A 24,663-nucleotide genomic window follows, 5' to 3' on the forward strand; every position below is an offset into this window, starting at 1 on the left:
CCCGTCCAGACACTGGACGGGGGCTCATGCCGTGGCGACACCAGGATCGACCGGAATCAATCCCTCAAGCGGTAGTGCCGGAGATCAGTGGTGGCCGTGGCCGGACTGGATCTCCTTGTACTCCTCGACGGTGGGCTTCGGAATCTGGTTGCCCTCCGCGTAGAAGCCCTTGCTGAGCTTCGCGCGCAGCTTCTCGCCGCGCGTCACCTTGCGCTCGACACCGTTCTCGTCGACCGTCGGGCCGAGCTCGAGCGGCTTGTACTGCTCGTGCGCGGTGAGCGTGTGCAGCTTGCCCTGCGGGAGCGGCTCGTGGACCTCGACGAACTCACCGTGCGGCAGACGCTTGATGATGCCGGTCTCGCGACCGTGCAGCACCTTGTCGTGGTCCCGGCGCTGGAGGCCGAGGCAGATCCGCTTGGTGGCGATGAAGACGAGGACCGGGACGACGAAGAAGCCGATCCGGACGAACCAGGTGATCGAGTTGATCGACAGGTGGAAGTACTGGGCGAACATGTCGTTGCCGCCGCCGATGAGGAGCACGATGTACTCCGCGATCCAGGCGGCACCGAAGGCCGTACGGGTCGGGACGTTGCGCGGGCGGTCCAGGATGTGGTGCTCGCGCTTGTCGCCGGTGACCCAGGACTCGATGAACGGCCAGACGGCGATCGCGCCGAGGACCAGCGGGAAGAGCAGCAGCGGGATGAACACGCCCAGGACGAGCGTGTGGCCCCACAGGTTGATCTCCCAGCCGGGCATGGCACGGATCAGGCCTTCCGGCATACCCATGTACCAGTCGGGCTGCGCACCGGTGGACACGTGGTCCGGGCGGTACGGGCCCAGCGCCCAGATCGGGTTGATCGAGGCGAGCGCCGCGATGGCCGCGATGACACCGAAGACCAGGAAGAAGAAGCCTCCGGCCTTGGCCATGTAGACCGGCAGCAGCGGCATGCCGACGACGTTGTTGTTCGTCTTGCCGGGGCCCGCGAACTGGGTGTGCTTGTGGTAGAAGACCAGGATCAGGTGGGCCACCAGCAGGCCCATCATGATGCCGGGCAGCAGCAGGATGTGGATCGAGTAGAACCGGGCGACGAAGTCGCCGCCGGGGAACTCGCCGCCGAAGAGGAAGAACGACAGGTACGTGCCGACGATCGGCACGGACAGGATCGCGCCCTCCATGAAGCGGACACCGGTGCCCGAGAGCAGGTCGTCCGGCAGGGAGTAACCGGTGAAGCCGGTGAACATGCCGAGGACCAGCAGCAGGAAGCCGAAGATCCAGTTGATCTCGCGCGGCTTGCGGAACGCGCCGGTGAAGAAGACGCGCATCATGTGCACGACCATGCCGGCGACGAAGATCAGCGCCGACCAGTGGTGGATCTGCCGGATGAGCAGACCGCCACGGACGTCGAAGCTGATGTCCAGGGTCGAGGCGAAGGCCTCGGACATCTGGACGCCCTGCATCGGCACGTACGAGCCGTGGTACACGACCTCGTTCATGCTCGGGTGGAAGAACAGCGTCAGGTACACACCCGTGAGGATGATGATGATGAAGCTGTAGAGGCAGATCTCACCCAGCATGAAGGACCAGTGGTCCGGGAAGATCTTGCGCATGTTCGCCTTGGCGAGGCTGTAGATGCCCAGGCGGCCGTCCGCCCAGTCGGCTACGCGCTCACCGCGCGGCGCTTTGCGCTCGGTGGTGGTGGCAGTGCTCATCCGCGCTCCCAGAATGCAGGACCGACGGGCTCTTCGAAGTCGCCGAGCGCTTCGAGGAAGCCTTCGTCATTCACGCCGATCCGCAGCTGCGGAAGCGCGTGACCGGCCGGGCCGAAGATGACACGGGCGCCGTCGGAGAGGTCGAAGGTGGACTGGTGGCACGGGCAGAGCACGTGGTGCGTCTGCTGCTCGTACAGGCTGATCGGGCAGCCGACGTGGGTGCAGATCTTCGAGTAGGCCACGATGCCCTCGTGGGACCACTCGAGTTCCTGCTTGTCCTTGATGTCCTCCGGCTTGATCCGGACGAGCATCAGGGCGGCCTTGGCGATCTGGTTCTGGAAGTCGTGCTGGTCCTCCTCCAGGCCCTCGGGCATGGCGAAGGTCAGCGAACCGACCTGAACGTCCTCGGGGCGCAGCGGCTCCATGGTGTTCTGGTTGATGATCAGCTTGCCCTTGGCCCACATGGTCTTGCGGAGCTTGTCCTCGGGCAGCGTGCCCAGGTCGCGCAGCAGGACCACGCCGGAGAGCGGCACGAGGGCCAGCGCACCGAGCAGGGTGTTGCGGATCAGCGGTCGGCGGGCGATGCCGGACTCGTTCGCACCGTCGGCGAAGTCCTGCATGACCTTGGCCTTGACGTCCGCCGGCGCCGCGATCTCGTGGCGGTCGTCGGCGACCTCGACGTCGGACATCAGGGTGCGGGCCCAGTGGACCGCGCCCGCGCCGATGCAGAACAGGGCCACGCCCAGGGTCAGGCCCAGGGCGAAGTTCAGCGCGCTGACCTTGCCGATCGGGAAGACGTAGATGATCTTCTCGACCGGGATGGACACGTACGAGGCGATGAAGCCGACGGTGGCCAGCATCGACAGCGTGAACAGCATCGCGACCGTGCGCTCGGACCGCCTGGCGGCCCGCTCGTCGATGTCCTGGATGCGCGGCTTGTGGACCGGCAGGCCCGGGTCGGCGAACGGGTCGTCCGCGACCGCTACGGCACCGTGGTGCGCGTCGCCCTGCTCGCTCGGCAGGTGCTTGTCTTCGGGAATGTCTTGGCTACTCATGACTTCTTGGCCTTAGCGGTGTGGGCCGCGACCCAGACGGCGACAGCGATCAGCGCACCCAGACCGAAGATCCAGCCGAACAGACCCTCGGAGACGGGGCCGAGGCCACCGAGCTTCAGGCCGCCAGGGCTGACCGACTTCTCGCCGTTCACGTTCTGGAGGTACGCGATGATGTCCTTCTTCTGCTTCTCCGGCATCGTGCTGTCGGGGAAGGAGGGCATGTTCTGCGGGCCGGTGAGCATGGCCTCGTAGATGTGCTTCGGCTCGACGCCCTCGAGGTTCGGGGCGTACTTGCCGTTCGTCAGCGCGCCGCCCTCGCCGGTGAAGTTGTGGCACTGCGCGCAGTTGTTGCGGAACAGCTCGCCACCGGCGGCGATGTCGGCACCGGCCGGGTCGTACTGCTTCTCGGTCGGCGCGATCGGGCCGGCGCCGAGAGAGGCGATGTACGCCGCGAGCTGGTCGATCTGGGCCTGGGAATAGATGTTCCGCTTCTTCGGCACCTGGGCGCCGGGCTGCTGGGCGGGCATGCGGCCCGTGCTCACCTGGAAGTCGACGGCCGCGGAGCCGACGCCGACCAGGCTCGGGCCGTCAGAGGAACCCTGACCGCCGGTTCCGTGGCAGCTTGCGCAGCCCACGGCGTAGAGCTTCTTGCCCTCCTCGATGGCGAGGGACTGGGCGGTTTCATCGGCCTGCGCCTTGCCCGCGGGCGCGAAGGCGGCGTACAGCCCCCCAGTGACCGCCAGCGCGAAGAGTAGAACGACGACCGCCGCCAGCGGATGGCGTCGTCGTGCGGAGAGCTTTTTCACGGATTACCCCGGTGTCAGGATCTTCTGCGTCGGTGTTTCTGGATGGTGAGCCGGGCTCGGGCCCGGCGACGTGTTCGCTACTTGATCAGGTAGATCGTCGCGAAGAGGCCGATCCAGACGACATCGACGAAGTGCCAGTAGTAGGACACGACGATGGCCGACGTGGCCTGTTCGTGGGTGAACCTCTTGGCCGCGTACGTCCGGCCGAGGACCAGCAGGAAGGCGATGAGACCGCCCGTCACGTGCAGACCGTGGAAGCCGGTGGTCAGGTAGAACACCGTGCCGTACGGGTCGGACGAGAGGCTCAGGCCCTCGTGCTTGACCAGCTCGGTGTACTCGAACACCTGGCCGCCAATGAAGATCGCACCCATGACGAACGTGATGATGAACCACGTCCGGAGCTTCTTCACGTCACCGCGCTCGGCGGCGAACACGCCGAGCTGGCAGGTGAGCGAGGAGAGCACCAGGATCGTGGTGTTCGTCGCCGAGAAGGGCAGGTTCAAGGCCTTGGCCTGTTCTGCCCAGTGCTCGGCGCCCATCACGGATCGCAGGGTGAAGTACATCGCGAAGAGGGCCGCGAAGAACATCAGCTCGGAACTCAACCAGATGATGGTTCCGACGCTGACGAGGTTCGGCCGGTTGACCGTCGGGTGCGCGTGCCCGGTATCTACTGTCGTTGCTGTCGCCACGACCGACATTATGTCGGTCGCTTATCCCGCCCTCACCCCGGGGGGTGCCGTTCGGAGTGTCAGGGGGGTGTGCAAGGCCCGAACGGCCCATCAGATCACCCCTGCGCGGCCTCTCCTGCCAGGCTGCCGGAACCGATGTTGACAGGGGGTCGGACGGAGTAGCATCCCGCGCATCATCAGCGTGATTCACGGACACGTGGAGGAACGAAATGCGGGCGACTGCGCGGGTTCTGGTCTACAGCGACGACGCGGGCACCCGGGAGCAGGTGCGGCTGGCGGCCGGGCGCAGGCCGGCCGCGGACCTGCCGCCGGTGGAGTTCCTGGAGTGTGCCACTCTTCCAGCCGTCCTCAAGGAACTGGACGCCGGCGGCATCGACGTGTGCGTGCTGGACGGCGAGGCGGTTCCGGCCGGGGGCATGGGTGTGTGCCGGCAGATCAAGGACGAGATCTTCCGGTGTCCCCCGGTGCTGCTGCTGATGGGGCGCCCCCAGGACGCCTGGCTGGCCACGTGGAGCCGCGCCGACGCGGCCGTCACCCTCCCGGTGGACCCGGTGGAGTTCCCCGAGGCCCTGGCGGCTCTGCTGCGCGCCCGGCTGGCCCCCAACGCGGCCTGAGCGGCCCCTCGGGCCCGTCTGGAGGCCCGGCCCGGCCGGCGGGGAGCCGGCTCGGCCGGCCGGGCCGCAGGGGCCGCGCCGGCGAAGGCGCACGCCCGCCCGGAGCCGGTGCGGACGGCCCCGGGGGCGGGGCCGGCCCCGGTCAGACCGTGGGGCGCAGGCGGGCCTGGTCGACGGGGCTGCGGCCCTCCTGGGTGCCCTTGAGGAGGTAGCTGCCCTCGCGCCACTCCTTCCAGTCCAGGTTCCAGTCGCCGAAGCCGTTGCCGAAGGGCTCCATGTCCTCGCCGATGCTGTTGATCACCCGGACGACGTCGCCCTCGGTGATGTTCTCGTAGAACCAGGCGGCGTTGCCCGTGCTCATGCCGGTGCACCCGTGGCTGACGTTCTCGTAGCCCTGGGAGCCGACCGACCAGGGCGCGGCGTGCACGTACTCGCCGCTCCAGGTCACGCGGGTGGCGTAGTAGACGGGCAGGTTGTAGTACTCGCTGCCGCCGATGCCGACGGTGTCCCCGCGCATCTGGACGAAGTACTGCTTGCCCAGCACCACCTTGACCCCGTTGCGGGTGGAGAAGCCGGGCTTTCCGGTGGTCACCGGAATGGTGTTGATCACTTCTCCGTTGCGCTCGAACGTGAGGGTGTGCGCGGCGGCGTCGGTGGTGACCTCCACCCGGTCGCCGATCTCCAGCTTGAGCGGCTTGGACGCGGTCCCGTGGAGGTCGTCCTCGATCTTGACGCCCTCCAGGTTGCTCCGAACGGAGACCCAGGAGTGGGCGGGCCAGTACTCCTTGGGGCGGAAGTGCAGGTTCTTGTCGTCCACCCAGTGCCAGGCGCCCTCGACGGGGGCCGGGGTCTCGATGACCAGGCCCCGTTCGACGAGGGCGCGGGCGGCCTTGTCCTTGACCGGTTCGCTGAGTTCGGCCGTGATGGGCTGCCCGACCCCGTATTTGCCCTCGTCCGGGCCGAATTCGACCTTGAGGACCTTCTTGGCCGGGGTGGTGTCGAAGGCCAGCGTGCGCTGCCCGGGGGCCCCGTGCTGGTCCTCCGTGCTCACCGTGACCGTGTAGTGGACGCCGGCGGCCATGGGAGAGGTGCTGTGCCAGCGGTCCCCCTTGGCGGAGAGTTCGCCCGCCAGGCGGCGTCCGTGGGTGTCCACGGCCGTCACGTCGGTGATACGGGACTTCGTGCCCTTGGCGGTGACCTCGAGGGGTTTGTCGGGGTCGGCGGCGCGGCCGCTGCCGGGTGGCTGGTTGAAGGCCACCTGGTCGCCCGCGTCGTACGGGCGGGCGGACAGCGGGTTGTCTGCGGACCCCCCGCATGCGGTGGCGCCGGCACCGAGGGACGCGACCAGCAGGGAGCAGCCGAGTACCGTCCAAAGACGCGGTGAGTGCTTCATGCGCACAACGCTATGAACATATGACTATTACGTCGCGCGGGGTGACTGCAAACGAGGGGCCCGGACTCCTCCGAAAAGGTGTCCGGGCCCCTCTGCACTGCTTCTGTACCGCCCCTGCAGGGCTGGTACGGCTACCGCCTACTGGTTCTGGTTCTCACCGCGGTAGTACTCGTACACCCAGCCCCACAGGCCGATCAGGATGATCGGGGCCGAGAAGTACATGAGCCACCAGCCGAAGATGACGCCCATGAACGCGAGCGCGCCGCCGATGCCCAGCGAGAGCGGCTGCCAGCTGTGCGGGGAGAAGAACCCCAGCTCGCCCGCCTCGTCGGCGACGTCGGCCTCCAGGTTGTCCTGGGCCATCTCGTCCACGCGCCGGGCCGTGAAGGCCAGGTAGTAGCCGATCATGGCGCTCAGGCCGAAGGCCAGCGCGAGAGCGGTGGTTCCGACCGGCTCCTTGGACCAGACGCCGTAGACGACGGTCATGACCAGGATGAAGACGGAGAGCCAGAGGAACATCTTGCCCTGGATCTTCACTTGCCGGCCTCCTTGCCACCGGTGACGGCCTTCGCCGGGGCGTGGTCCTCGAGGTGGTCGAGGGCCGCGATCTCCGGGTGGTGCAGGTCGAACGCCGGCGATTCACTGCGGATGCGCGGCAGGGTGAGGAAGTTGTGCCGCGGCGGCGGGCAGGAGGTCGCCCACTCGAGCGAACGGCCGTAGCCCCACGGGTCGTCGACCTCGATCTTCTTGCCGTACTTGGCGGTCTTCCAGACGTTGTACATGAACGGCAGGAAGGAGAGGCCGAGGACGAAGGAGCTGATCGTCGAGATCGTGTTCAGCGTGGTGAAGCCGTCGGCGGCGAGGTAGTCCGCGTAGCGGCGCGGCATGCCCTCGGCACCCAGCCAGTGCTGGACCAGGAACGTGCCGTGGAAGCCGATGAACAGCGTCCAGAAGGTGATCTTGCCGAGGCGCTCGTCCAGCATCTTGCCCGTGAACTTCGGCCACCAGAAGTGGAAGCCGGCGAACATCGCGAACACCACGGTGCCGAAGACGACGTAGTGGAAGTGCGCGACGACGAAGTACGAGTCGGAGACGTGGAAGTCCATCGGGGGCGAGGCCAGGATGACGCCGGTCAGACCACCGAAGGTGAAGGTGACCAGGAAGCCGATCGTCCAGAGCATCGGGGTCTCGAAGGACAGCGAGCCCTTCCACATGGTGCCGATCCAGTTGAAGAACTTCACACCGGTCGGGACCGCGATCAGGAAGGTCATGAAGGAGAAGAACGGCAGCAGCACACCGCCGGTGACGTACATGTGGTGGGCCCACACGGTCACCGAGAGGCCGGCGATCGCGATCGTCGCGGCGATCAGGCCGATGTAGCCGAACATCGGCTTGCGGGAGAAGACCGGGATGATCTCGGAGACGATGCCGAAGAACGGTAGCGCGATGATGTACACCTCTGGGTGTCCGAAGAACCAGAAGAGGTGTTGCCACAGCAAGGCGCCGCCGTTGGCCGCGTCGAACACGTGCGCACCGAACTTGCGGTCGGCCTCCAGCGCGAAGAGCGCGGCGGCCAGGACCGGGAAGGCCAGCAGGACCAGGACACCGGTCAGCAGCACGTTCCAGGTGAAGATCGGCATGCGGAACATCGTCATGCCCGGAGCGCGCATGCAGATGATCGTGGTGATGAAGTTGACCGAGCCGAGGATCGTACCGAAGCCGGAGAAGGCCAGACCCATGATCCACATGTCGGCGCCGATGCCCGGCGAGCGGACGGCGTCCGACAGCGGGGAGTAGGCGAACCAGCCGAAGTCGGCCGCACCCGAAGGGGTGACGAAGCCGGCCACCGCGATGGTCGAACCGAAGAGGTACAGCCAGTAGGCGAACATGTTCAGCCGCGGGAACGCCACGTCGGGCGCGCCGATCTGCAGCGGCATGATCCAGTTGGCGAAACCGGCGAACAGCGGGGTCGCGAACATCAGCAGCATGATCGTGCCATGCATGGTGAACGCCTGGTTGAACTGCTCGTTCGACATGATCTGCGTGCCCGGACGGGCCAGCTCGGCGCGCATGAAGAGCGCCAGGATGCCGCCGATCAGGAAGAACACGAACGACGTGACCAGGTACATCGTGCCGATGGTCTTGTGGTCGGTGGTGGTGAGCCACTTGACGACCACGTTGCCCGGCTGCTTGCGCCGTACCGGCAGCTCGTTTTCATACGAGTCGGCGGCGGCACCCTGGGATTCGTTGAGGATGCTCACAGTTTGTTCACTTCCGCATTCCGGGCGGGGTCAGTCTGCTTGATGCCGGCCGGCAGGAAGCCGGTCTGACCCTTCTCCGCCAGCTGCTTCAGGTGGGCCTGGTACTCCGCGGGGGAGACGACCTTCACGTTGAAGAGCATGCGGGAGTGGTCGACGCCGCAGAGCTCGGCACACTTGCCCACGAAGGTGCCTTCCTGGGTCGGGGTGACCTCGAAGACATTGGTGTGACCGGGGATGACGTCCTGCTTGAACAGGAAGGGCACCACCCAGAAGGAGTGGATGACGTCGTTCGACGACAGGATGAAGCGGACCTTCTCGCCCTTGGGCAGGTAGAGGGTCGGCCCCGGGTTGTTGGTGTCCGCGTTCCGGTCGCCGGGGACGCCCTTGTCGTAGACGCCCTCGGCGCCCGCGGGGAATTCCTTGGTGAACCGGTCCGGGAGGGAGGCGAGCTCCTTCGGAACCACACCCGCCTTCGGAGTAGCGGCGTCGCCGTCGACGTTCTCGACGTAGTTGAAGCCCCAGCTCCACTGGAAGCCGATCACGTTGATCGTGTGCGCCGGCTTCGCGGAGAGGGTGAGGAGCTTCGACTCATCACGCGCGGTGAAGTAGAAGAGCACCGAGACGATGATGAGCGGGACCACCGTGTACAGCGCCTCGATGGGCATGTTGTACCGGGTCTGCGCGGGGACCTCGATCTTCGTCCGGCTACGCCGGTGGAAGATGACGCTCCACATGATCAGGCCCCAGACCAGGATGCCCGTGATGAGAGCGGCCGCCCAGGATCCCTGCCACAGGGAGAGGATGCGAGGCGCCTCCTCCGTGACCGGGGTGGGCATACCGAGGCGGGGGAAGCTTTTCCAGTTGTACGAGCAACCAGTGGCGGTCGCCAGGACCACGCCCGCAGTCAGCGCCTGCAGCAGCTTCCGCCGCATCGGGCGCCGCGGCGAGCGGTCGGAGCCGTAGGGACTCACGTAGCGCCTTCCCGAGAGTCTCGGCCCGCGCGGCCGGCCGCGGCCGTGTTCGGGTCGGTCGCCGGCCCTGACGCAGGCAGGGGTTTGGATGTTTATGCGGACCAAACCCTACTGGACGCTATTTGAGGCCGCGCGGGGAGGGTGCCCAACGCGCCGCTACTGCCCCCGAAGGGATGGATCCGCCGTACGGGGGACGGGCCGTCCGGCCCTGAACGGCGGGCTGCGGACGGCATCTGACGGCCCCTGAACCCGGCCCTGACCAGGGCGGCGTCCCGGGACGGGACCCGCCGAGAGGGGCGGGACCCCCTCAACCCCCCTGCCCCCGCCGCCCCTGCCTTACGGTGGCCGGATGCCGTACTTCGACACCGCGTCCGCCGCCCCGCTGCACCCCGTGGCCCGGCAGGCGCTGCAGGCCGCACTGGACGAGGGCTGGGCGGACCCGGCCCGGCTGTACCGGGAAGGGAGGCGGGCCCGGCTGCTGCTGGACGCGGCGCGGGAGGCCGCGGCCGAGGCGGTGGGATGTCGCCCCGACGAGCTCGTGTTCACTCCTTCGGGGACGCACGCGGTTCACGCGGGGGTCGCGGGGGCGCTCGCCGGGCGCCGGCGGGTCGGCGGCCACCTGGTGGTGTCGGCGGTCGAGCACAGCTCCGTTCTCCACGCGGCGCAGGCGCACGCGGCCGCCGGGGGGACGGTGACGGAGGTTGCGGTGGACCGCCTCGGCGCGGTCGCGCCCGACGCGTACGGCTCCGTCCTGTCCTCGACCACGGCTCTGGCGTGCCTCCAGTCGGCCAACCACGAGGTGGGCACGGTCCAGCCGGTGGCGGAGGTGGCCGAACTCTGCGCGGCGGCGGGGGTGCCGCTGCTGGTCGACGCGGCGCAGTCGCTGGGCTGGGGCCCGGTGGAGGGCGCCTGGTCGGTGCTGACGGCCAGTTCCCACAAGTGGGGCGGCCCGCCCGGGGTCGGCCTGCTGGCCGTCCGCAAGGGGGTCCGCTTCGCCCCCCAAGGCCCCGCCGACGAACGGGAGTCGGGCCGCTCCCCCGGCTTCGGCAACCTTCCGGCCGTCGTGGCGGCGGCCGCCTCCCTGCGGGCGGTGCGGGCCGAGGCGGACGCGGAGGCGGCGCGGCTGAGGGTGCTGGTGGACCGGATCCGGCGGCGGGTGGCCCGGCTGGTGCCGGACGTGGAGGTGGCCGGGCACGCGGACCGGCGGCTGCCGCACCTGGTGACGTTCTCCTGCCTGTACGTCGACGGCGAGACCCTGCTGCACGAACTGGACCGCGCGGGCTGGTCGGTCTCCTCGGGCTCCTCGTGTACGAGCTCCACGCTGACCCCGAGTCACGTGCTGCGGGCGATGGGGGTGCTGTCGGAGGGGAACGTACGGGTGTCGCTGCCGCGGGGCACCACGGCCGAGGAGGTCAACGGCTTCCTGGAGGTGCTGCCGCGCGCGGTGGCCGAGGTCCGGGCGAAGCTCGGCGTCCCGGACGCCGCGCCCTCCGCCCCGCCGGTGGCGGAGTCGGTGGAGGTCGACGCCCTCGGGCTGCGCTGCCCGCAGCCGGTGATCGAGCTGGCCCGGGCCATCCTCACCGTTCCCGTCGGTGGGACGGTGACGGTGCTGTCGGACGACGAGGTGGCCCGGCTGGACATCCCGGCGTGGTGCGTGCTGCGGGGGCACGACTACCTGGGCGAGACCCCGCACGGGGAGGCCGTCGCCTACCGGGTCCGCCGGGCGGTCTGACCCCGGGCCCGCTGCGCGGAGCCGTCTCCCGGCCCCGCGCAGCGCCCCCGGGAGCGGCGGCTACGCCTGCAGGTGGGCGCGGACCTCGGCGGCGGCGTCGTCGCCGTACGCCTTCGTGAAGCGCTCCATGAAGTGCGCACGGGCCAGCGTGTACTCCTGGGTGCCCAGGGTCTCGATGACCAGCGTGGCCAGCATGCAGCCCAGCTGCGCGGCCCGCTCCAGGCCGACGCCCCAGCCCAGCCCGGTCAGGAACCCGGCCCGGAACGCGTCGCCGACACCGGTCGGGTCGACCTTCGCCGTCTCCTCGGGGCAGCCGACCAGGATCGGCTCCTGCCCGGCCCGCTCGATCCGCACGCCCTTGGCGCCCAGCGTGGTGACGCGGGTGCCGACCTTGGCGAGGATCTCCTCGTCGGTCCAGCCGGACTTGCTCTCGATGAGGCCCTTCTCGTACTCGTTCGAGAAGAGGTACGTCGCCCCCTCCATCAGGGTGCGGATGTTGTCGCCGTCCATGCGGGCGATCTGCTGCGAGAAGTCCGCGGCGAAGGGGATCCCGCGGGTGCGGCACTCCTCCGTGTGACGGAGCATCGCCTCGGGGTCGTCGGCGCCGATGAGGACCAGGTCCAGCCCGCCCACCCGGTCGGCGACGGCCTTCAGCTCGATCTGGCGGGCCTCGCTCATCGCGCCCGTGTAGAAGGAGCCGATCTGGTTGTGGTCGGCGTCCGTGGTGCACACGAAGCGCGCGGTGTGCAGCACCTCGGAGATCCGCACGGAGGCCGTGTCCACCCCGTGCCGGTCCAGCCAGGCGCGGTACTCGTCGAAGTCGGAGCCGGCCGCGCCGACGAGGATCGGGCGGCTGCCGAGCTGGCCCATGCCGAAGCAGATGTTCGGGCCGACGCCGCCCCGCCGCACGTCGAGGTTGTCGACGAGGAAGGAGAGGGAGACCGTGTGGAGCTGGTCGGCGACGAACTGGTCGGCGAAGCGGCCCGGGAAGGTCATGAGGTGGTCGGTGGCGATGGAGCCGGTGACTGCGATGCGCACGGCGTGGATGCTCCTGCGGATGACGGCGGGTGACAGTCAAAGTTACCGTTCCGCGCGATGGCGGTCACCATCGGCCGGAACCCTGCGCACCGGCCTGGCCGGATGTCCACCCCGCCGCCCCGGGGCGGCCCCGTCCCGTGGTCGCGGAACGGGACGGGGCAGCCGCGTGCACGGGGGCTAGGCGGCCGGGTCTCCGAAGCGGACCGAGCGGACCTCAAGGGCGTCCCGGGCCGGCTTGCCGTGGGCCTTCAGCCCCCAGCTGGCGCCCTTGCAGCCGGCGCCGAGGTAGACGGTCACCGGGGTGTCGGTCTCGTTGTGCGGGCCGTAGCCCGGCAGCTCGTCGTCGTCGCCGACGGCGTGGAGGTTGATGCAGTGGCCGCTCTCCGGGTCGTGCAGCGTGACGACCCGCTCCTGGCCGTAGCCGTCGACGTACTTGTAGTGGAAGTTGCCCTCGGCGGCCTGGGCCGGGCCGGCCATCGACAGGAGAAGGGTGAGGGCGCCGAGGCAGGCGCCCAGGGTGGTGCGCGGCTTCATGGGGGTCCGTTCCTCAGATGATCAAGGATGGTGCGGGCCCGACCCTAGAAGGGGCGTGCGGTGCCGAATCGATCCGCCCGGCCGCGCGTCCCCGCGCGTCCCGGGCCGCCACCCGTTCGGAGGCATCCCCCGCGCCACCGCCCGTCCCCGCGCCCCGGCCGACCGGCCGAAACTACCCCGTAGTAGGACTTCCTTCGCCCGACGTGGCGTGCCTACCGTGCCCCCATGACCTCTACCGATGGTTTCGGTTACACCGAGTACGCCGCCGACCCGCGCCCCGGCTTCGCCCGGCTCCTCGGCGACTGCGCCCGTATGGCCCCGCACTGGGCGGTCCCGCCGGAGCCGCGGCCGGTCCGGGTGGCTCCGTCCCAGATCCACGGGGTCAGCGTCCCGCCCGCCTCCGCCCGGCTGATCGCCGCCACGGCGGAGTACGGAGAGTAGGGGGGAAAGAGAGGGGAACCGGTTTCGCGGTCGGCGCGTCACACCCGCATCACGTACGGCGGGACACGCGAAGGAGCGAGCGGTGACCAGCGAACAACCCGATACATCACGCGCCACACGACGGCGGCCGGCCTGGGCCATCGGCTCCATCGCGGCCGCCGTCCTGCTGGCCGGCGGCGGTACGGCCTACTGGGCGTCGACGGCCTACGGCGACGCCCCCGGCGGCCGCGCCCGTACGGGTGACACCGCGGCCGTCGCCCCGCGGGATGCCGGGTCCCCCTCCGGGCCGGGCATCGCCCCCGGGGAACCGGACCCCAACGGCGCCGGGGTGACCTACCGGGCGGACGTGCCGCTCCCCCAGGGCCCGGCGTCCGCGCCCTCCTTCGCCGCTTCCGGGGAGGTCGGCGCGGAGGAGGTGGCCCGGCTCGCGCAGGCCCTCGGGATCTCCGGCGCGCCCCGGCTCAGCGGTGAGCAGTGGCTGGCCGGGGAGTCCGGCGACGGCTCCGGGCCCCGGCTGAGCGTCACCCGCAAGGCCCCCGGCACCTGGAGCTTCTCCCGCTTCCAGGGCGGCGGCACGGGCACCGGCGCGGGCGACGACTGCGTGCGCGGGAAGGACACCTGCGGCCCCGCCACGCTCCCCGAGGGGGCCGGCGGGGCGAAGCCGGCCGCGCCTCAGGACACGGGCACGGGCTCGGGCACGCCGGTCTCGGAGCAGGCCGCGAAGGCAGCGGCGGCCCCGGTCCTCGCGGCCGCCGGGCAGGGCGACGCGAAGGTGGACGCCCGCCTGGTGACGGGCTCGGTACGGGTGGTGGTGGCCGACCCGGTGGTGGGCGGTCTGCCCACGCAGGGCTGGTCCAGCCGGGTCACGGTCGGGGCGGACGGCGCGGTGGTGGCGGGCAGCGGTGAGCTGAAGGCGCCGGTCCGCGCGGCCGAGCAGCGCGTGATCGGCGCGGCCGAGGCCCTCAACCGGCTCAACGCGGCGAGCAGGCCCGGGAACGGCACCGGCACCGGCCCGAGCGGCTGTGCGACCTCGGTGCCGCTGACCCCGGACACCGCGACGGGGGCCACGGACACCCTGCCCTGCAACCCGGAGCCGCGCCCGATGAAGCCGCCGAAGACGGAGAGCGTCAAGGGGGCGGTGCTCGGGCTGGTCGGGGGCACGGTCGACGGCGGGCGGGGCCTCGTGCCGGCCTGGCTGTTCGAGGTGGCCGGCGCGGACGGCAAGCCGGGCCGCACGGTGGTCCAGCCCGCGGCCGAGGAGGACGGCGCCACCACCGCTCCGGTGCCCCCGCAGGGCCGCACCGTTCCCGGGTTCTCGTACGCGCAGGCCGACCGGACGCTGACGGTCAACTTCTGGGGCGGGGTGTGCAGCACCTACGCCCTGGAGGCGCGGGAGGAGGCCGGCTCGGTGCTGGTGAAGATCACGGACACCCCGAACAAGCCCGGCCAGGCCTGCATCATGCTGGCGAAGGAGATGTCCGTCACGGCGCAGCTCCAGCAGCCGCTGGGCGAGCGCAAGGTGGTCGACGCGACGACGGGCAAGACGCTGCCCCGCCAGTAGGCGGGCCCTGCGGCAGGGGAACGGAACGGGCGAGGGCCCGGGCCCGGTCGGATCGACCGGGGCCCGGGCCCTCGTCGTGCGCGTTCAGCCGGGTTTAGCTGAAGGAGTCGCCGCAGGCGCAGGAGCCGGTGGCGTTCGGGTTGTCGATCGTGAAGCCCTGCTTCTCGATGGTGTCGACGAAGTCGATGGAGGCGCCGCCCAGGTAGGGGGCGCTCATGCGGTCGGTGACGACCTTGACGCCGTCGAAGTCCTTGACGACGTCGCCGTCGAGGGAGCGCTCGTCGAAGAAGAGCTGGTAGCGCAGGCCGGAGCAGCCGCCGGGCTGGACGGCGACGCGCAGCGCCAGGTCATCGCGGCCTTCCTGCTCGAGCAGGGTGCGGACCTTCTCGGCGGCGGCGTCGGACAGGAGGATGCCGTCGCTCACAGTGGTCTTGTCGTCCTGTACGGACATCTGCATTCACTCCCGAAGTGGGCGGCTCCCCGCCTGAGGCTGGGGAAACGTCGGACTCTTGCCGTCGGTGGCAACCAGCGGGACCGCGGTTTCATTCCGGGTCCGGCGCCTTGTTTCAGATATTCATGCTCGCACACCCGTGGGGAGCGGTGGACCCCTTGCGGAGGGCCGGTGGAGTGTGCCGCTCCGGAGCGGGCGAATGCGTCACATCGACATTATCGCCATCGTCAAAGTGACGTGAAGCGGCTATGATAGATAGCGTCATATAGACGAGAAGTCGAAGTGACGCCTTCGGAAGCCCTCTTCGGAAGGCACCTAGTCGCAGAACAGAAAGGGTGCGTGTCGTGACCACCGCCCAGCCCTTGGACGTCCAGCCGACGCCCCTTGCCCTGCTGCTGCTCGGCCGCGAGTCCGACCCCAAGAGCGAGCGCGGCGTGGAGTGCCCCGGCGACCTGCCCTCGCCGTCGGACCCGGACCTGGTGGCCCGCGCCCGCGCGGCCAAGGAGAAGCTCGGGGACAAGGTCTTCATCCTGGGGCACCACTACCAGCGTGACGAGGTCATCGAGTTCGCCGACGTCACCGGCGACTCCTTCAAGCTCGCCCGCGACGCGGCCGCCAAGCCGGAGGCCGAGTACATCGTCTTCTGCGGCGTGCACTTCATGGCCGAGTCCGCGGACATCCTGACCTCCGACGACCAGAAGGTCGTCCTGCCCGACCTCGCGGCCGGCTGCTCGATGGCCGACATGGCCACCGCCGAGCAGGTCGCCGAGTGCTGGGACGTGCTCACCGAGGCCGGGATCGCCGGCAGCACCGTGCCCGTCTCGTACATGAACTCCTCCGCCGACATCAAGGCCTTCACCGGCAAGCACGGCGGCACGATCTGTACCTCGTCCAACGCGAAGAAGGCCCTGGAGTGGGCCTTCGAGCAGGGCGAGAAGGTGCTCTTCCTCCCCGACCAGCACCTGGGCCGCAACACCGCGGTCCGCGACATGGGCATGTCCCTGGACGACTGCGTGCTCTACAACCCGCACAAGCCGAACGGCGGGCTGACCGCCGAGCAGCTGCGCGGCGCGAAGATGATCCTGTGGCGCGGGCACTGCTCGGTCCACGGCCGGTTCAGCCTGGACTCGGTCAACGACGTGCGCGAGCGGATCCCGGGCGTCAACGTGCTGGTGCACCCCGAGTGCAAGCACGAGGTCGTCGCCGCCGCGGACTACGTCGGCTCGACGGAGTACATCATCAAGGCGCTGGAGGCGGCCCCGGCCGGCTCCAAGTGGGCCATCGGCACCGAGCTGAACCTCGTCAAGCGGCTGGCGAATCGATTCGCCGCCGAGGACAAGGAAGTCGTCTTCCTCGACAAGACGGTCTGCTTCTGCTCGACGATGAACCGCATCGACCTCCCCCACCTGGTGTGGACCCTGGAGTCCCTGGCCGAGGGCAACCTCGTCAACCGGATCCAGGTCGACAAGGAGACCGAGAGCTTCGCCAAGCTCGCGCTGGAGCGCATGCTCGCCCTCCCGTAGGCGGCCCGGACACGCACGAAGGGGCGCCCCCCGGTGAGGGGGCGCCCCTTCGGCGTTCACGGGGTCAGACCTTGACCCGGTCCTCGTCCACCGACGGGACCACCGTCAGCTTCGCCTCCCGCCTGGCCGAGCGGCGCTCGCGGCGGCGTTCCTTGCGCAGCTCGATCGCCGTGTACAGGGTCGGGACGAGCAGCAGCGTCAGCAGGGTGGAGCTGACCAGGCCGCCGATGACGACCACCGCGAGCGGCTGCGAGATGAAGCCGCCCTCACCGGTGACGCCCAGCGCCATCGGGAGCAGGGCGAAGATCGTCGCCAGTGCCGTCATCAGGATGGGGCGCAGACGGTGCCGGCCGCCCTCGACGACCGCCTCGACCACGCCGAGGCCCTGGGCCCGGTACTGGTTGACGAGGTCGATCAGGACGATGGCGTTGGTGACCACGATGCCGATGAGCATCAGCATGCCGATCATCGCGGGGACGCCCATGGGGGTGCCGGTGACGATGAGCAGGCCGAGGGCGCCGGTGGCGGCGAAGGGGATGGAGACCAGCAGGATCAGCGGCTGGACCAGCGAGCGGAAGGTCGCGACCAGCAGCATGAAGACGATCGCGACGGCCGCGAGCATGGCCAGCCCCAGCGAGCCGAAGGCCTCGTCCTGGTCCTGGGAGACGCCGCCGATGGAGGCCGTGGCCCCTTCGGGGAGGTCCAGCGCCTTGAGCTTGGTCTGCAGGGCGGCGCTCACCGCGCCGGTGTTGTCGCCGACCGGCTTGGCGGTGATGGTGGCGGCGCGGGCGCCGTCGATCCGGGTCATCGCGACCGGGCCGGGGACCTCCTTGACCTCGGCGATGTCGCCGAGCCTGGCGGGGCCGACGGGCAGGTCCCGGAGTTCGGCCAGGGTGGTGGCCGGGTGGGCGGAGCGGATGACGATGTCGCGCTCGGTGTCGTCCAGTACGGCCTTGCCCGCCGGGTTGCCGCGGACGGCCTGGGCGACGATCGCGCCCAGCGCGGCCTGGTTGAGGCCGGCCTCGGCGGTCTTCGGGGTGGCGGTCACCGAGATCCGGGGCACGGACTGGGCGAGGTCGCTCTGGACGTCGGTGACGTCCTTGAGGGTGGCCACCTCGGCGCGGACCTGCTCGGCGGCCTTGGCGAGGACGGCGCCGTCGCCGGCCTTGACGACCACGCTCAGGTTCTGGCTGCCGAAGCCGCCGCCCGCCGAGATGGAGGTGTCGCCGATGCCCTGGAGCTTGCCGAGGGCGTCCTGGATGCGCTGCTTGACGTCCTCGGAGTGCCCGGCGTCGTCCAGCGTGACCTGGTAGGAGGCCTGGTTGGTGCCCGTACCGCCGCCGAAGGCCGCGAGGAAGCCGGAGGAGCCGACGGTGACCTGGTAGTCCTTGACCCCGTCGACGGAGGCCAGGGCCCGCTCCACCTTGCGGCTCGCCTCGTCGGAAGCGGCCAGGGAGGTACCGGCGGGCAGTTCCTGCTTGACCGTCAGGACGTCCTGCTCGCCCTGGTCGAAGAAGTTGGTCTTCAGCAGCGGGGTCATCCCGAAGGTGGCGACCAGGACCACGGCCGCGATCGCGATGCTGGTCAGGCGGCGCCGGGTGGCGAAGCCCAGGACCCGCACGTAGAGGCGCTGGAGGCGGCTGTTCGCCTCCTTCTCCTCGGCCTCGCGGCGGGCCCGCGCGCGGCTTTCGGCGTCCGCCGACGAGACGCCCTTGGGGGCGCGCAGGAACCAGTACGAGAGGACCGGGACCACCGTCAGGGAAACCAGCAGCGAGGCCAGCAGGGCGGCGGTGACGGTGAGCGAGAAGGAGCCGAAGAGCTCGCCGATCATGCCGCCGACCAGGCCGATCGGCAGGAAGACGGCGACGGTGGTGAGGGTGGAGGAGGTGACCGCGCCGGCCACCTCCTTGACGGCGGCGGTGATCGCGGCCTCGCGCTCCTCGCCGTAGCCGAGGTGGCGCTTGATGTTCTCCAGGACCACGATCGAGTCGTCGACGACGCGGCCGATGGCGATGGTGAGCGCGCCCAGCGTCAGCATGTTGAGCGACAGGTCGCGGGTCCACAGCACGATCAGGGCGAGGACCACGGACAGCGGGATGGACACCGCGGTGACCAGCGTCGAGCGGATCGAGGCCAGGAAGACCAGGATCACGATCACGGCGAAGGCCAGGCCGAGCAGGCCCTCGGTGGTGAGGCCGGAGATGGAGCGGGCCACGGCCGGGCCCTGGTCGCTGACGACGGTCAGCGCGGCGCCGGAGCCGAGCTGGGAGCGCAGCTCGGGCAGCTTGTCCTTCACGGCGTCGGAGATGGCGACGGCGCTGCCGTCCTTGTCCATGGTGAGGACGACGGCGAGGCTGGGCTTGCCGTTGGTGCGGGTGATGGAGTCGGCCGCGGCCGGCTCCTGCCTGACGGCGGCCACGTCGCCGAGGCGCACGGCCGGCTTGCCCGGGCCCGCGGTCAGCCGGAGGTCTTCCAGCTGGGCGAGGGAGGTGTAGCCGGAGCCGACGCGGACGGTGCGGTTCTTGCCCTGCTCGTCGAATGAGCCGGCGGGGACGGCCGCGCCGCCCGCCTTCAGGCCCTCGGCGAGGGTGGCGCCGTCGAGTCCGGCGGCGGCGAGCTTGGCGTTGTCGGGGGTGATGGTGACCTGGAGGTCGCGGACTCCTTCGACGCTGACCCGGCCGACGCCGTCGAGGTCCTCCAGGACGGGGACGACGGAACGGTTCAGCTGGTCGGCGAGCGCCTGCTGGTCCTTGTCGGAGGTGACGGCGAGGACGACGGTCGGGATGTCGTCGGTGGAGCCGGCCACCACCTGCGGGTCCACCTCGGCGGGCAGCCGGACGCGGGCCCGGTTGACGGCCTGCTGGACGTCGGCGACGAGCTGCTTGGTGCCGCTGTCGCCGTAGTCGAAGGTGGCGCGGATGAGGGCGTTGCCCTCGCTGGCGGTGGAGGTGATGCCGGTGATGCCGTCGACGCCCTTGAGGGTGTTCTCGATGGGCTCGACGACCTGCTTCTCGACCACGTCGGGCGAGGCGCCCTGGTACGGCGCGAGCACGGAGACCATCGGCAGTTCGATGGACGGCAGCAGCTGCTGCTTGAGCTGCGGGACGGCTATGGCACCGAAGAGCAGCGCGACGATCGACACGAGGCCGATCAGGGCTCTTTGGGACAGGCTGAAGCGGGACAGCCAGGACATGGGCGTGGGTTCTCTCTGCTGTGACGTGGGCGAGGGTCCTCCAGCCTCACCCACGCCGGACCGCGGCTGCGTCGGCCCCAGGTCCCGTCCTTATGCGCGGCATACCGCGCCCGCAGTACGCCGTCCTACTGCGGGACCGGCGCGCCGTCGCCCGTCTCAGTCGGCGCGCGGGCGGACGAGGCCCGATTCGTACGCGACGACCACCAGTTGCGCCCGGTCCCGGGCGCCGAGCTTGGCCATGGCCCGGTTGACGTGCGTCTTGACGGTCAGCGGGCTGACCTCCAGGCGGGCGGCGATGCCGTCGTTGGAGAGGCCCGCGGCGACCAGGACGAGGACTTCGCGCTCGCGGCCGGTCAGCGCGGCGAGCCGTTCGGCGTGGGCCGAACCGGCGGCGGGGGCGTCGGCGCGGCCGCCCTGGGCGAGGAAGCTGGCGATCAGGCCCTTGGTGGCGGCCGGGGAGAGCAGGGCCTCGCCCGCCGCCGCGAGGCGGATGGCGTTGAGGAGTTCGTCGGGCTCGGCGCCCTTGCCGAGGAAGCCGGAGGCTCCGGCGCGCAGGGCCTGGACCACGTACTCGTCCACCTCGAAGGTGGTCAGCATGACGACCCGGACCCCCGAGCACTGCGGGTCCTCGCTGATCATGCGGGTGGCGGCGAGCCCGTCGGTGCCGGGCATGCGGATGTCCATGAGGACCACGTCCGCCCCCGCCTCGCGGGCGAGGGCGTAGGCCTGGGCCCCGTCGGAGGCCTCCCCGACGACCCGCATGTCGGGCTCGGAGTCGACCAGCACCTTGAACGCGCTGCGCAGCAGCGCCTGGTCGTCGGCGAGCAGCACCTTGATGGGGTCCGCGCCCCGCTCCTGAGCCTGGGTCTGATCCACCCCGAAAGCGTACGCGGGCGCCGTGGCGGCCGGTCAGCCCAGGGCGAGGACGACCAGGACGGCGGTGGCGGCGGTTTCGCAGAGGGCGCCGAAGACGTCGCCGGTGACCCCGTCGAAGCGGTGCACGCAGCGGCGCAGCAGGAGTTCGGCGGCGAGCAGGCCGGCGAGGACGGCCGCCGCGTGCTGTGCGGCGGCGGGCAGGCCGGCCGGGAGGGCGGCCAGGGCGGCGGCGGCGAGGACCAGGGCGGACGCCCCGGCCGCCGTCCGGTGCGGGACCACGCCCGCGACCGCCGCCCCCAGCCCCTCGGGCCGGGCGGCGGGGACGCCCCGGCGGGAGGCCAGGGTCATCGCGAGCCGGGCGGTGACGGCCGCGGTCGCGGCGGCGAGCGCGCCCCGGGCCCAGGAGCCGGCGTACGCGTGTTCGAGGGCGGCGACCTGGATCAGGAGGACGAAGAGCAGGGAGATGACGCCGAAGGGGCCGATGTCGGACTGCTTCATGATCCGCAGGGCGTCCTCGGCGGGCTTGGCGCTGCCGAGGCCGTCGGCGGTGTCGGCCAGGCCGTCCAGGTGGAGCCCGCGGGTCAGGACGGCCGGGACGGCGGTGGTGACGGCGGCGGCGAGCAGGGGGCCGCCGCCGAGGACCAGCAGGAGGACGCCGGGTACGGTGGCGAGGAGGCCGACGGCGAGGCCGGCGAGCGGGGCGCAGGCCATGCCGGTGCGGGCCGCGGGCCGGTCCCAGCGGGTGATGCGGGCGGGCAGGACGGTCAGCGTGCCGAAGGCGAAGCGGATCCCGTCGGTCAGGGTGGCGCGCTCCTCGGGCGGGAGCGGCGGTCGATCGTCGGTCGAATCTGTCATCGGCGCGAACGCTACCCGCTTACGGTGAGCGGTAAATTGCTCATTACGTGTCATATCGGGAGCGGGTGTCGTGGGTCACTGGTGGGTGCGCAACATCGTCGAGCCGGGCAAGCTCCCGCTGCTGCTCGCGTTGTTGTCGTTCGTCCTGTCGTTCCTGGTCACGCGTGTGATCACGCGGCTGATCCGGGCGGGACGGGGCCCCTTCAAGAACATCACCCCGGGCGGCCTGCACGTCCACCACGTGGTGCCCGGCGTGGTCCTGGTGATCATCGGCGGGTTCGGGGCGGTGGGCAGCGGCGGCCACAGCTTCGGCGCGGGCCTGTCGGCCGTGCTCTTCGGACTGGGCGCCGGGCTGGTGCTGGACGAGTTCGCGCTGATCCTGCACCTGGACGACGTCTACTGGAGCGAGCAGGGCCGCAAGAGCGTGGAGCTCGTCGTCCTGACGGCCGCGGTGGTCGCCCTGGTCCTGGGCGGGTTCCTGCCCTTCGGGGTCAACGAGCTGTCGCCCGGGGAGCGCCACAGCCGCGGGCTCGTCGTCATGAACACCGCCACCAACTTCTTCCTGGCGCTGATCGCCCTGTGGAAGGGCAAACCGCGGACGGCGGTCTTCGGGACGGTCATCCCCTTCGTCGCGCTGATCGGCGCGATCCGGCTGGCCCGGCCCGGCTCCCCGTACGCGAAGCGGTTCTACGCCAACCGGCCGCGCGCCCGCGCCAAGGCGGGACTGCGGGCCTTCCACCACGACCGGCGCTGGGCCCGGCCGCGCCGCAGGTTCGAGAACTTCATCAGCGGACTGTCCGATCCGGACCGCGAGCGGCACAGGAGCGGCGGCGGCAGCGCGGACGGTCCGGGGCACGGCTGCGGATGACACGGGGGCCCGCCCCGACGCGGCGTCCTGCCGGGGGGGCGGGCCCTCGTATCCGTGTGCCGGTGTCCGACGTACGGCGTCCGGTGCGCGCGGGAGCGGTCAGCCCGGGATCAGCCCGTCGTCGCTGAGCATCTCCCGCACCTGCGCCAGCGTCGCGTCCGGGGCGGGCAGGATCAGCTCGGAGGGCTCCAGGGCGGCGTCGGGCAGCGGAGTGCCCAGGCGCCGCACCGCGTCCAGCAGGGCCGTCAGCGTGCGCCGGAAGCCCGGCTCGTCGCCGGACTCCATCTCCTCCAGGAGCTCGTCGTCCAGCTTGTTCAGCTCGACGAAGTGGCTGTCGGCCACCTTGAGCTGGCCTTCCCCCATGATGCGGACAATCATGACGGGCCCCTGTCCTACTGCTTGTCGAACCGGTGCTGGGTCTGCTGCGACTGGGCCGCGCCCGGGGCGCCGCCCTCGATGGCCTGCTGCTGCGCGGACGGGCCGCCGGCCAGCTCCGCCTTCATCCGCTGGAGCTCGAGCTCGACGTCGTTCCCGCCGGAGAGGCGGTCGAGCTCGGCCTGGATGTCGTCCTTGGAACCGAGGCCGCTCTGGTCGTCCAGGGCGCCGGAGGCCAGCAGCTCGTCGATCGCGCCCGCGCGGGCCTGGAGCTGCGCCGTCTTGTCCTCGGCCCGCTGGATGGCCAGGCCGACGTCGCTCATCTCCTCCGAGATGCCGGAGAAGGACTCCGCGATGCGGGTCTGCGCCTGGGCGGCCGTGTAGGTGGCCTTGATGGTCTCCTTCTTCGTACGGAAGGCGTCCACCTTGGCCTGGAGGCGCTGGGAGGCCAGCGTCAGCTTCTCCTCCTCGCCCTGGAGGGTCTGGTGCTGCACCTGGAGGTCGGCGACCTGCTGCTGGAGCGAGGAACGCCGGGACAGGGCCTCGCGGGCCAGGTCCTCACGGCCCAGCGCGAGGGCCTTGCGGCCCTGGTCCTCCAGCTTGGCGGACTGGCTCTGGAGCTGGTTGAGCTGGAGCTCCAGGCGCTTGCGGGAGGTCGCCACGTCGGCGACGCCGCGGCGCACCTTCTGCAGCAGCTCCAGCTGCTTCTGGTACGAGTAGTCCAGGGTCTCGCGCGGGTCCTCGGCCCGGTCCAGGGCCTTGTTCGCCTTCGCGCGGAAGATCATCCCCATACGCTTCATGACACCGCTCATGGGCTTCGCGCGCCCCCTTCTAGACGGACTGTGGTGCAGGTCACCGACAGGACCCACAGTACGGGCCCTGCTTCCATTACCGCACTGTTCGAGTACGGATGCGCTCCTCCTCCAGGACGAGTACCCCTGTGCCGTATCAGGCGTAAGGAGTAGGTGATCCCCGAGGGCCTCAGGAGCCTCGTAACGGGAAGACGCCCGCCGTTGCCGGATCGTTCCCCGCCGAGGTGGGCCGCCCGCCCTCGACCACGTAGGGTTGTCTCTGTGTTTGGTAGCCGCTCCTCCAAGGAAGAGAAGGCCGCCGCCACCGACAAGGTGAGCGCCGACCTCTCGCAGCCCCGTGACCCGCAGGCCCCCAAGGGCCGCCCGACGCCGAAGCGCGCTGTGGCCCAGTCGCAGCGCCGGGCCGTCGTGGCCTCGACCGGCAACCGCAAGGAGGACGCCCGGCGGGCTCGCGAGCGCCGCCGGGAAGAGATGGCCCGCCAGCGCGAGGCGCTGGCCAACGGTGACGAGCGCTATCTGCCCGCGCGCGACAAGGGCCCGGTCCGCCGGTTCGTCCGCGACTTCGTGGACTCCCGCTTCTCCGTCGCCGAGATGTTCCTGCCGCTGGCCGTGATCATCCTGGTGCTCAGCATGATCCGGGTCCCCTCGATCCAGAACGTCGCGCTGCTGCTGTGGCTCGGTGTGATCGTCCTGATCATCCTGGACTCGATCGGCCTGGTCTTCCGGCTGCGCAAGGCCCTCAACGAGCGCTTCGCGAACGAGCCCCGCCGCGGCGCCATCGCCTACGGCCTGATGCGCACCCTCCAGATGCGCCGCCTGCGTCTGCCCAAGCCGCAGGTCAAGCGCGGGGAACGGCCCTGACCGGAGCGACGCCCGGACCGTCTGGGGCGTCGAAGGGGGAGGGC

23 protein-coding genes are annotated in these 24,663 nt (G+C 70.5%); 7 read left to right on the forward strand and 16 right to left on the reverse strand.

The window, feature by feature from the left end:
- Nucleotides 1-84: 84 nt before the first annotated feature.
- The 4 genes from B4U46_RS10400 to B4U46_RS10415 all read right to left on the reverse strand — a co-directional run bounded on the left by B4U46_RS10400 (nt 85) and on the right by B4U46_RS10415 (nt 4,269).
- Entirely contained in the window at nt 85-1,710 is a 1,626-nt protein-coding gene (locus tag B4U46_RS10400; RefSeq protein WP_079426263.1) for a cytochrome b, read from the reverse strand.
- Nucleotides 1,707-2,765 carry a ubiquinol-cytochrome c reductase iron-sulfur subunit gene (locus B4U46_RS10405; protein WP_079426265.1) on the reverse strand — a complete coding sequence of 353 codons (1,059 nt, stop codon included), beginning with the start codon at nt 2,763-2,765 and terminating at the stop codon, nt 1,707-1,709. The genes B4U46_RS10400 and B4U46_RS10405 overlap by 4 nt, the downstream gene beginning before the upstream one ends.
- Entirely contained in the window at nt 2,762-3,571 is an 810-nt protein-coding gene (locus tag B4U46_RS10410) for a c-type cytochrome (protein WP_079426268.1), read from the reverse strand. Before B4U46_RS10410 ends, B4U46_RS10405 begins: the two co-directional genes overlap by 4 nt.
- A gap of 77 nt (nt 3,572-3,648) precedes the next feature.
- Nucleotides 3,649-4,269 carry a cytochrome c oxidase subunit 3 gene (locus B4U46_RS10415; RefSeq protein ID WP_079426271.1) on the reverse strand — a complete coding sequence of 207 codons (621 nt, stop codon included), beginning with the start codon at nt 4,267-4,269 and terminating at the stop codon, nt 3,649-3,651.
- A gap of 200 nt (nt 4,270-4,469) precedes the next feature.
- On the opposite strand from B4U46_RS10415, the gene B4U46_RS10420 reads away from it, so the two are divergent.
- Nucleotides 4,470-4,874, forward strand: coding sequence for a hypothetical protein (locus tag B4U46_RS10420; RefSeq protein ID WP_079426275.1), 405 nt, complete (start codon nt 4,470-4,472; stop codon nt 4,872-4,874).
- A gap of 142 nt (nt 4,875-5,016) precedes the next feature.
- On the opposite strand, the gene B4U46_RS10425 is transcribed toward B4U46_RS10420, so the two are convergent.
- The 4 genes from B4U46_RS10425 to coxB form a co-directional block, all read right to left on the reverse strand.
- The gene (locus B4U46_RS10425; protein WP_079426278.1) at nt 5,017-6,267 is read right to left on the reverse strand and encodes a L,D-transpeptidase; all 1,251 of its coding nucleotides are present in this window, start codon (nt 6,265-6,267) and stop codon (nt 5,017-5,019) included.
- A gap of 138 nt (nt 6,268-6,405) precedes the next feature.
- Nucleotides 6,406-6,804: a cytochrome c oxidase subunit 4 gene (locus B4U46_RS10430; protein WP_079426281.1), complete on the reverse strand. Its 399-nt coding sequence runs from the start codon at nt 6,802-6,804 to the stop codon at nt 6,406-6,408.
- Entirely contained in the window at nt 6,801-8,528 is a 1,728-nt protein-coding gene (gene ctaD, locus B4U46_RS10435) for a cytochrome c oxidase subunit I (protein ID WP_042813652.1), read from the reverse strand. Before ctaD ends, B4U46_RS10430 begins: the two co-directional genes overlap by 4 nt.
- Nucleotides 8,525-9,499: a cytochrome c oxidase subunit II gene (coxB, locus tag B4U46_RS10440; RefSeq protein WP_079426284.1), complete on the reverse strand. Its 975-nt coding sequence runs from the start codon at nt 9,497-9,499 to the stop codon at nt 8,525-8,527. Before coxB ends, ctaD begins: the two co-directional genes overlap by 4 nt.
- 349 nt (nt 9,500-9,848) lie before the next feature.
- On the opposite strand from coxB, the gene B4U46_RS10445 reads away from it, so the two are divergent.
- Nucleotides 9,849-11,231: a cysteine desulfurase/sulfurtransferase TusA family protein gene (locus B4U46_RS10445; protein ID WP_079426287.1), complete on the forward strand. Its 1,383-nt coding sequence runs from the start codon at nt 9,849-9,851 to the stop codon at nt 11,229-11,231.
- 60 nt (nt 11,232-11,291) lie between these two features.
- On the opposite strand, the gene B4U46_RS10450 is transcribed toward B4U46_RS10445, so the two are convergent.
- Complete coding sequence (locus B4U46_RS10450; protein ID WP_079426289.1) at nt 11,292-12,269, reverse strand: carbohydrate kinase family protein; 978 nt, start codon at nt 12,267-12,269, stop codon at nt 11,292-11,294.
- A 177-nt stretch (nt 12,270-12,446) separates the two neighbouring features.
- Nucleotides 12,447-12,803, reverse strand: a complete 357-nt coding sequence (locus B4U46_RS10455) for a hypothetical protein (protein WP_079426292.1) — start codon at nt 12,801-12,803, stop codon at nt 12,447-12,449.
- A gap of 225 nt (nt 12,804-13,028) precedes the next feature.
- Here B4U46_RS10455 and B4U46_RS10460 point away from each other — a divergent pair, with 225 nt between their 5' ends.
- Nucleotides 13,029-13,244, forward strand: a complete 216-nt coding sequence (locus tag B4U46_RS10460) for a hypothetical protein (protein WP_079426295.1) — start codon at nt 13,029-13,031, stop codon at nt 13,242-13,244.
- Between the two features lie 82 nt (nt 13,245-13,326).
- The gene (locus B4U46_RS10465; RefSeq protein ID WP_079426298.1) at nt 13,327-14,805 is read left to right on the forward strand and encodes a hypothetical protein; all 1,479 of its coding nucleotides are present in this window, start codon (nt 13,327-13,329) and stop codon (nt 14,803-14,805) included.
- Between the two features lie 94 nt (nt 14,806-14,899).
- Here the strand turns inward: B4U46_RS10465 and B4U46_RS10470 are convergent, their stop codons facing one another.
- Nucleotides 14,900-15,256 carry a HesB/IscA family protein gene (locus B4U46_RS10470; RefSeq protein WP_030029080.1) on the reverse strand — a complete coding sequence of 119 codons (357 nt, stop codon included), beginning with the start codon at nt 15,254-15,256 and terminating at the stop codon, nt 14,900-14,902.
- A 335-nt stretch (nt 15,257-15,591) separates the two neighbouring features.
- Here B4U46_RS10470 and nadA point away from each other — a divergent pair, with 335 nt between their 5' ends.
- Nucleotides 15,592-16,779 carry a quinolinate synthase NadA gene (gene nadA, locus B4U46_RS10475; RefSeq protein ID WP_079426302.1) on the forward strand — a complete coding sequence of 396 codons (1,188 nt, stop codon included), beginning with the start codon at nt 15,592-15,594 and terminating at the stop codon, nt 16,777-16,779.
- A gap of 64 nt (nt 16,780-16,843) precedes the next feature.
- On the opposite strand, the gene B4U46_RS10480 is transcribed toward nadA, so the two are convergent.
- The 3 genes from B4U46_RS10480 to B4U46_RS10490 form a co-directional block, all read right to left on the reverse strand.
- Complete coding sequence (locus B4U46_RS10480) at nt 16,844-19,972, reverse strand: efflux RND transporter permease subunit (protein ID WP_079426305.1); 3,129 nt, start codon at nt 19,970-19,972, stop codon at nt 16,844-16,846.
- 156 nt (nt 19,973-20,128) lie between these two features.
- Nucleotides 20,129-20,848: a response regulator gene (locus B4U46_RS10485; RefSeq protein ID WP_079426306.1), complete on the reverse strand. Its 720-nt coding sequence runs from the start codon at nt 20,846-20,848 to the stop codon at nt 20,129-20,131.
- Between the two features lie 33 nt (nt 20,849-20,881).
- The gene (locus tag B4U46_RS10490; RefSeq protein WP_079426308.1) at nt 20,882-21,703 is read right to left on the reverse strand and encodes an adenosylcobinamide-GDP ribazoletransferase; all 822 of its coding nucleotides are present in this window, start codon (nt 21,701-21,703) and stop codon (nt 20,882-20,884) included.
- Between the two features lie 70 nt (nt 21,704-21,773).
- Between B4U46_RS10490 and B4U46_RS10495 the strand changes: the two genes are divergently transcribed.
- Nucleotides 21,774-22,571: a hypothetical protein gene (locus tag B4U46_RS10495; protein ID WP_079426310.1), complete on the forward strand. Its 798-nt coding sequence runs from the start codon at nt 21,774-21,776 to the stop codon at nt 22,569-22,571.
- Nucleotides 22,572-22,670: 99 nt separating this feature from the next.
- Here the strand turns inward: B4U46_RS10495 and pspAA are convergent, their stop codons facing one another.
- Both pspAA and B4U46_RS10505 read right to left on the reverse strand, forming a co-directional pair.
- Entirely contained in the window at nt 22,671-22,949 is a 279-nt protein-coding gene (gene pspAA / locus B4U46_RS10500) for a PspA-associated protein PspAA (protein WP_079426312.1), read from the reverse strand.
- A gap of 14 nt (nt 22,950-22,963) precedes the next feature.
- The gene (locus B4U46_RS10505) at nt 22,964-23,758 is read right to left on the reverse strand and encodes a PspA/IM30 family protein (RefSeq protein ID WP_079426313.1); all 795 of its coding nucleotides are present in this window, start codon (nt 23,756-23,758) and stop codon (nt 22,964-22,966) included.
- 261 nt (nt 23,759-24,019) lie between these two features.
- Here B4U46_RS10505 and B4U46_RS10510 point away from each other — a divergent pair, with 261 nt between their 5' ends.
- Nucleotides 24,020-24,619 (forward strand): DUF3043 domain-containing protein, encoded by a 600-nt coding sequence (locus B4U46_RS10510; RefSeq protein WP_079426315.1) that lies wholly within the window; start codon nt 24,020-24,022, stop codon nt 24,617-24,619.
- The last annotated feature ends 44 nt before the right edge of the window (nt 24,620-24,663 follow it).

It is taken from the genome of Streptomyces katrae (genome assembly GCF_002028425.1).
Lineage (GTDB): Bacteria > Actinomycetota > Actinomycetes > Streptomycetales > Streptomycetaceae > Streptomyces > Streptomyces katrae_A.

Bases quoted from the DNA above. Each gene is read 5' to 3' on its own strand.
- B4U46_RS10400 (WP_079426263.1), bottom strand. From the start codon at position 1,710: ATGAGCACTGCCACCACCACCGAGCGCAAAGCGCCGCGCGGTGAGCGC.
- B4U46_RS10405 (WP_079426265.1), bottom strand. From the start codon at position 2,765: ATGAGTAGCCAAGACATTCCCGAAGACAAGCACCTGCCGAGCGAGCAG.
- B4U46_RS10415 (WP_079426271.1), bottom strand. From the start codon at position 4,269: ATGTCGGTCGTGGCGACAGCAACGACAGTAGATACCGGGCACGCGCAC.
- B4U46_RS10420 (WP_079426275.1), top strand. From the start codon at position 4,470: ATGCGGGCGACTGCGCGGGTTCTGGTCTACAGCGACGACGCGGGCACC.
- B4U46_RS10425 (WP_079426278.1), bottom strand. From the start codon at position 6,267: ATGAAGCACTCACCGCGTCTTTGGACGGTACTCGGCTGCTCCCTGCTG.
- B4U46_RS10445 (WP_079426287.1), top strand. From the start codon at position 9,849: ATGCCGTACTTCGACACCGCGTCCGCCGCCCCGCTGCACCCCGTGGCC.
- B4U46_RS10455 (WP_079426292.1), bottom strand. From the start codon at position 12,803: ATGAAGCCGCGCACCACCCTGGGCGCCTGCCTCGGCGCCCTCACCCTT.
- B4U46_RS10460 (WP_079426295.1), top strand. From the start codon at position 13,029: ATGACCTCTACCGATGGTTTCGGTTACACCGAGTACGCCGCCGACCCG.
- B4U46_RS10470 (WP_030029080.1), bottom strand. From the start codon at position 15,256: ATGTCCGTACAGGACGACAAGACCACTGTGAGCGACGGCATCCTCCTG.
- B4U46_RS10480 (WP_079426305.1), bottom strand. From the start codon at position 19,972: ATGTCCTGGCTGTCCCGCTTCAGCCTGTCCCAAAGAGCCCTGATCGGC.
- B4U46_RS10490 (WP_079426308.1), bottom strand. From the start codon at position 21,703: ATGACAGATTCGACCGACGATCGACCGCCGCTCCCGCCCGAGGAGCGC.
- pspAA (WP_079426312.1), bottom strand. From the start codon at position 22,949: ATGATTGTCCGCATCATGGGGGAAGGCCAGCTCAAGGTGGCCGACAGC.
- B4U46_RS10505 (WP_079426313.1), bottom strand. From the start codon at position 23,758: ATGAGCGGTGTCATGAAGCGTATGGGGATGATCTTCCGCGCGAAGGCG.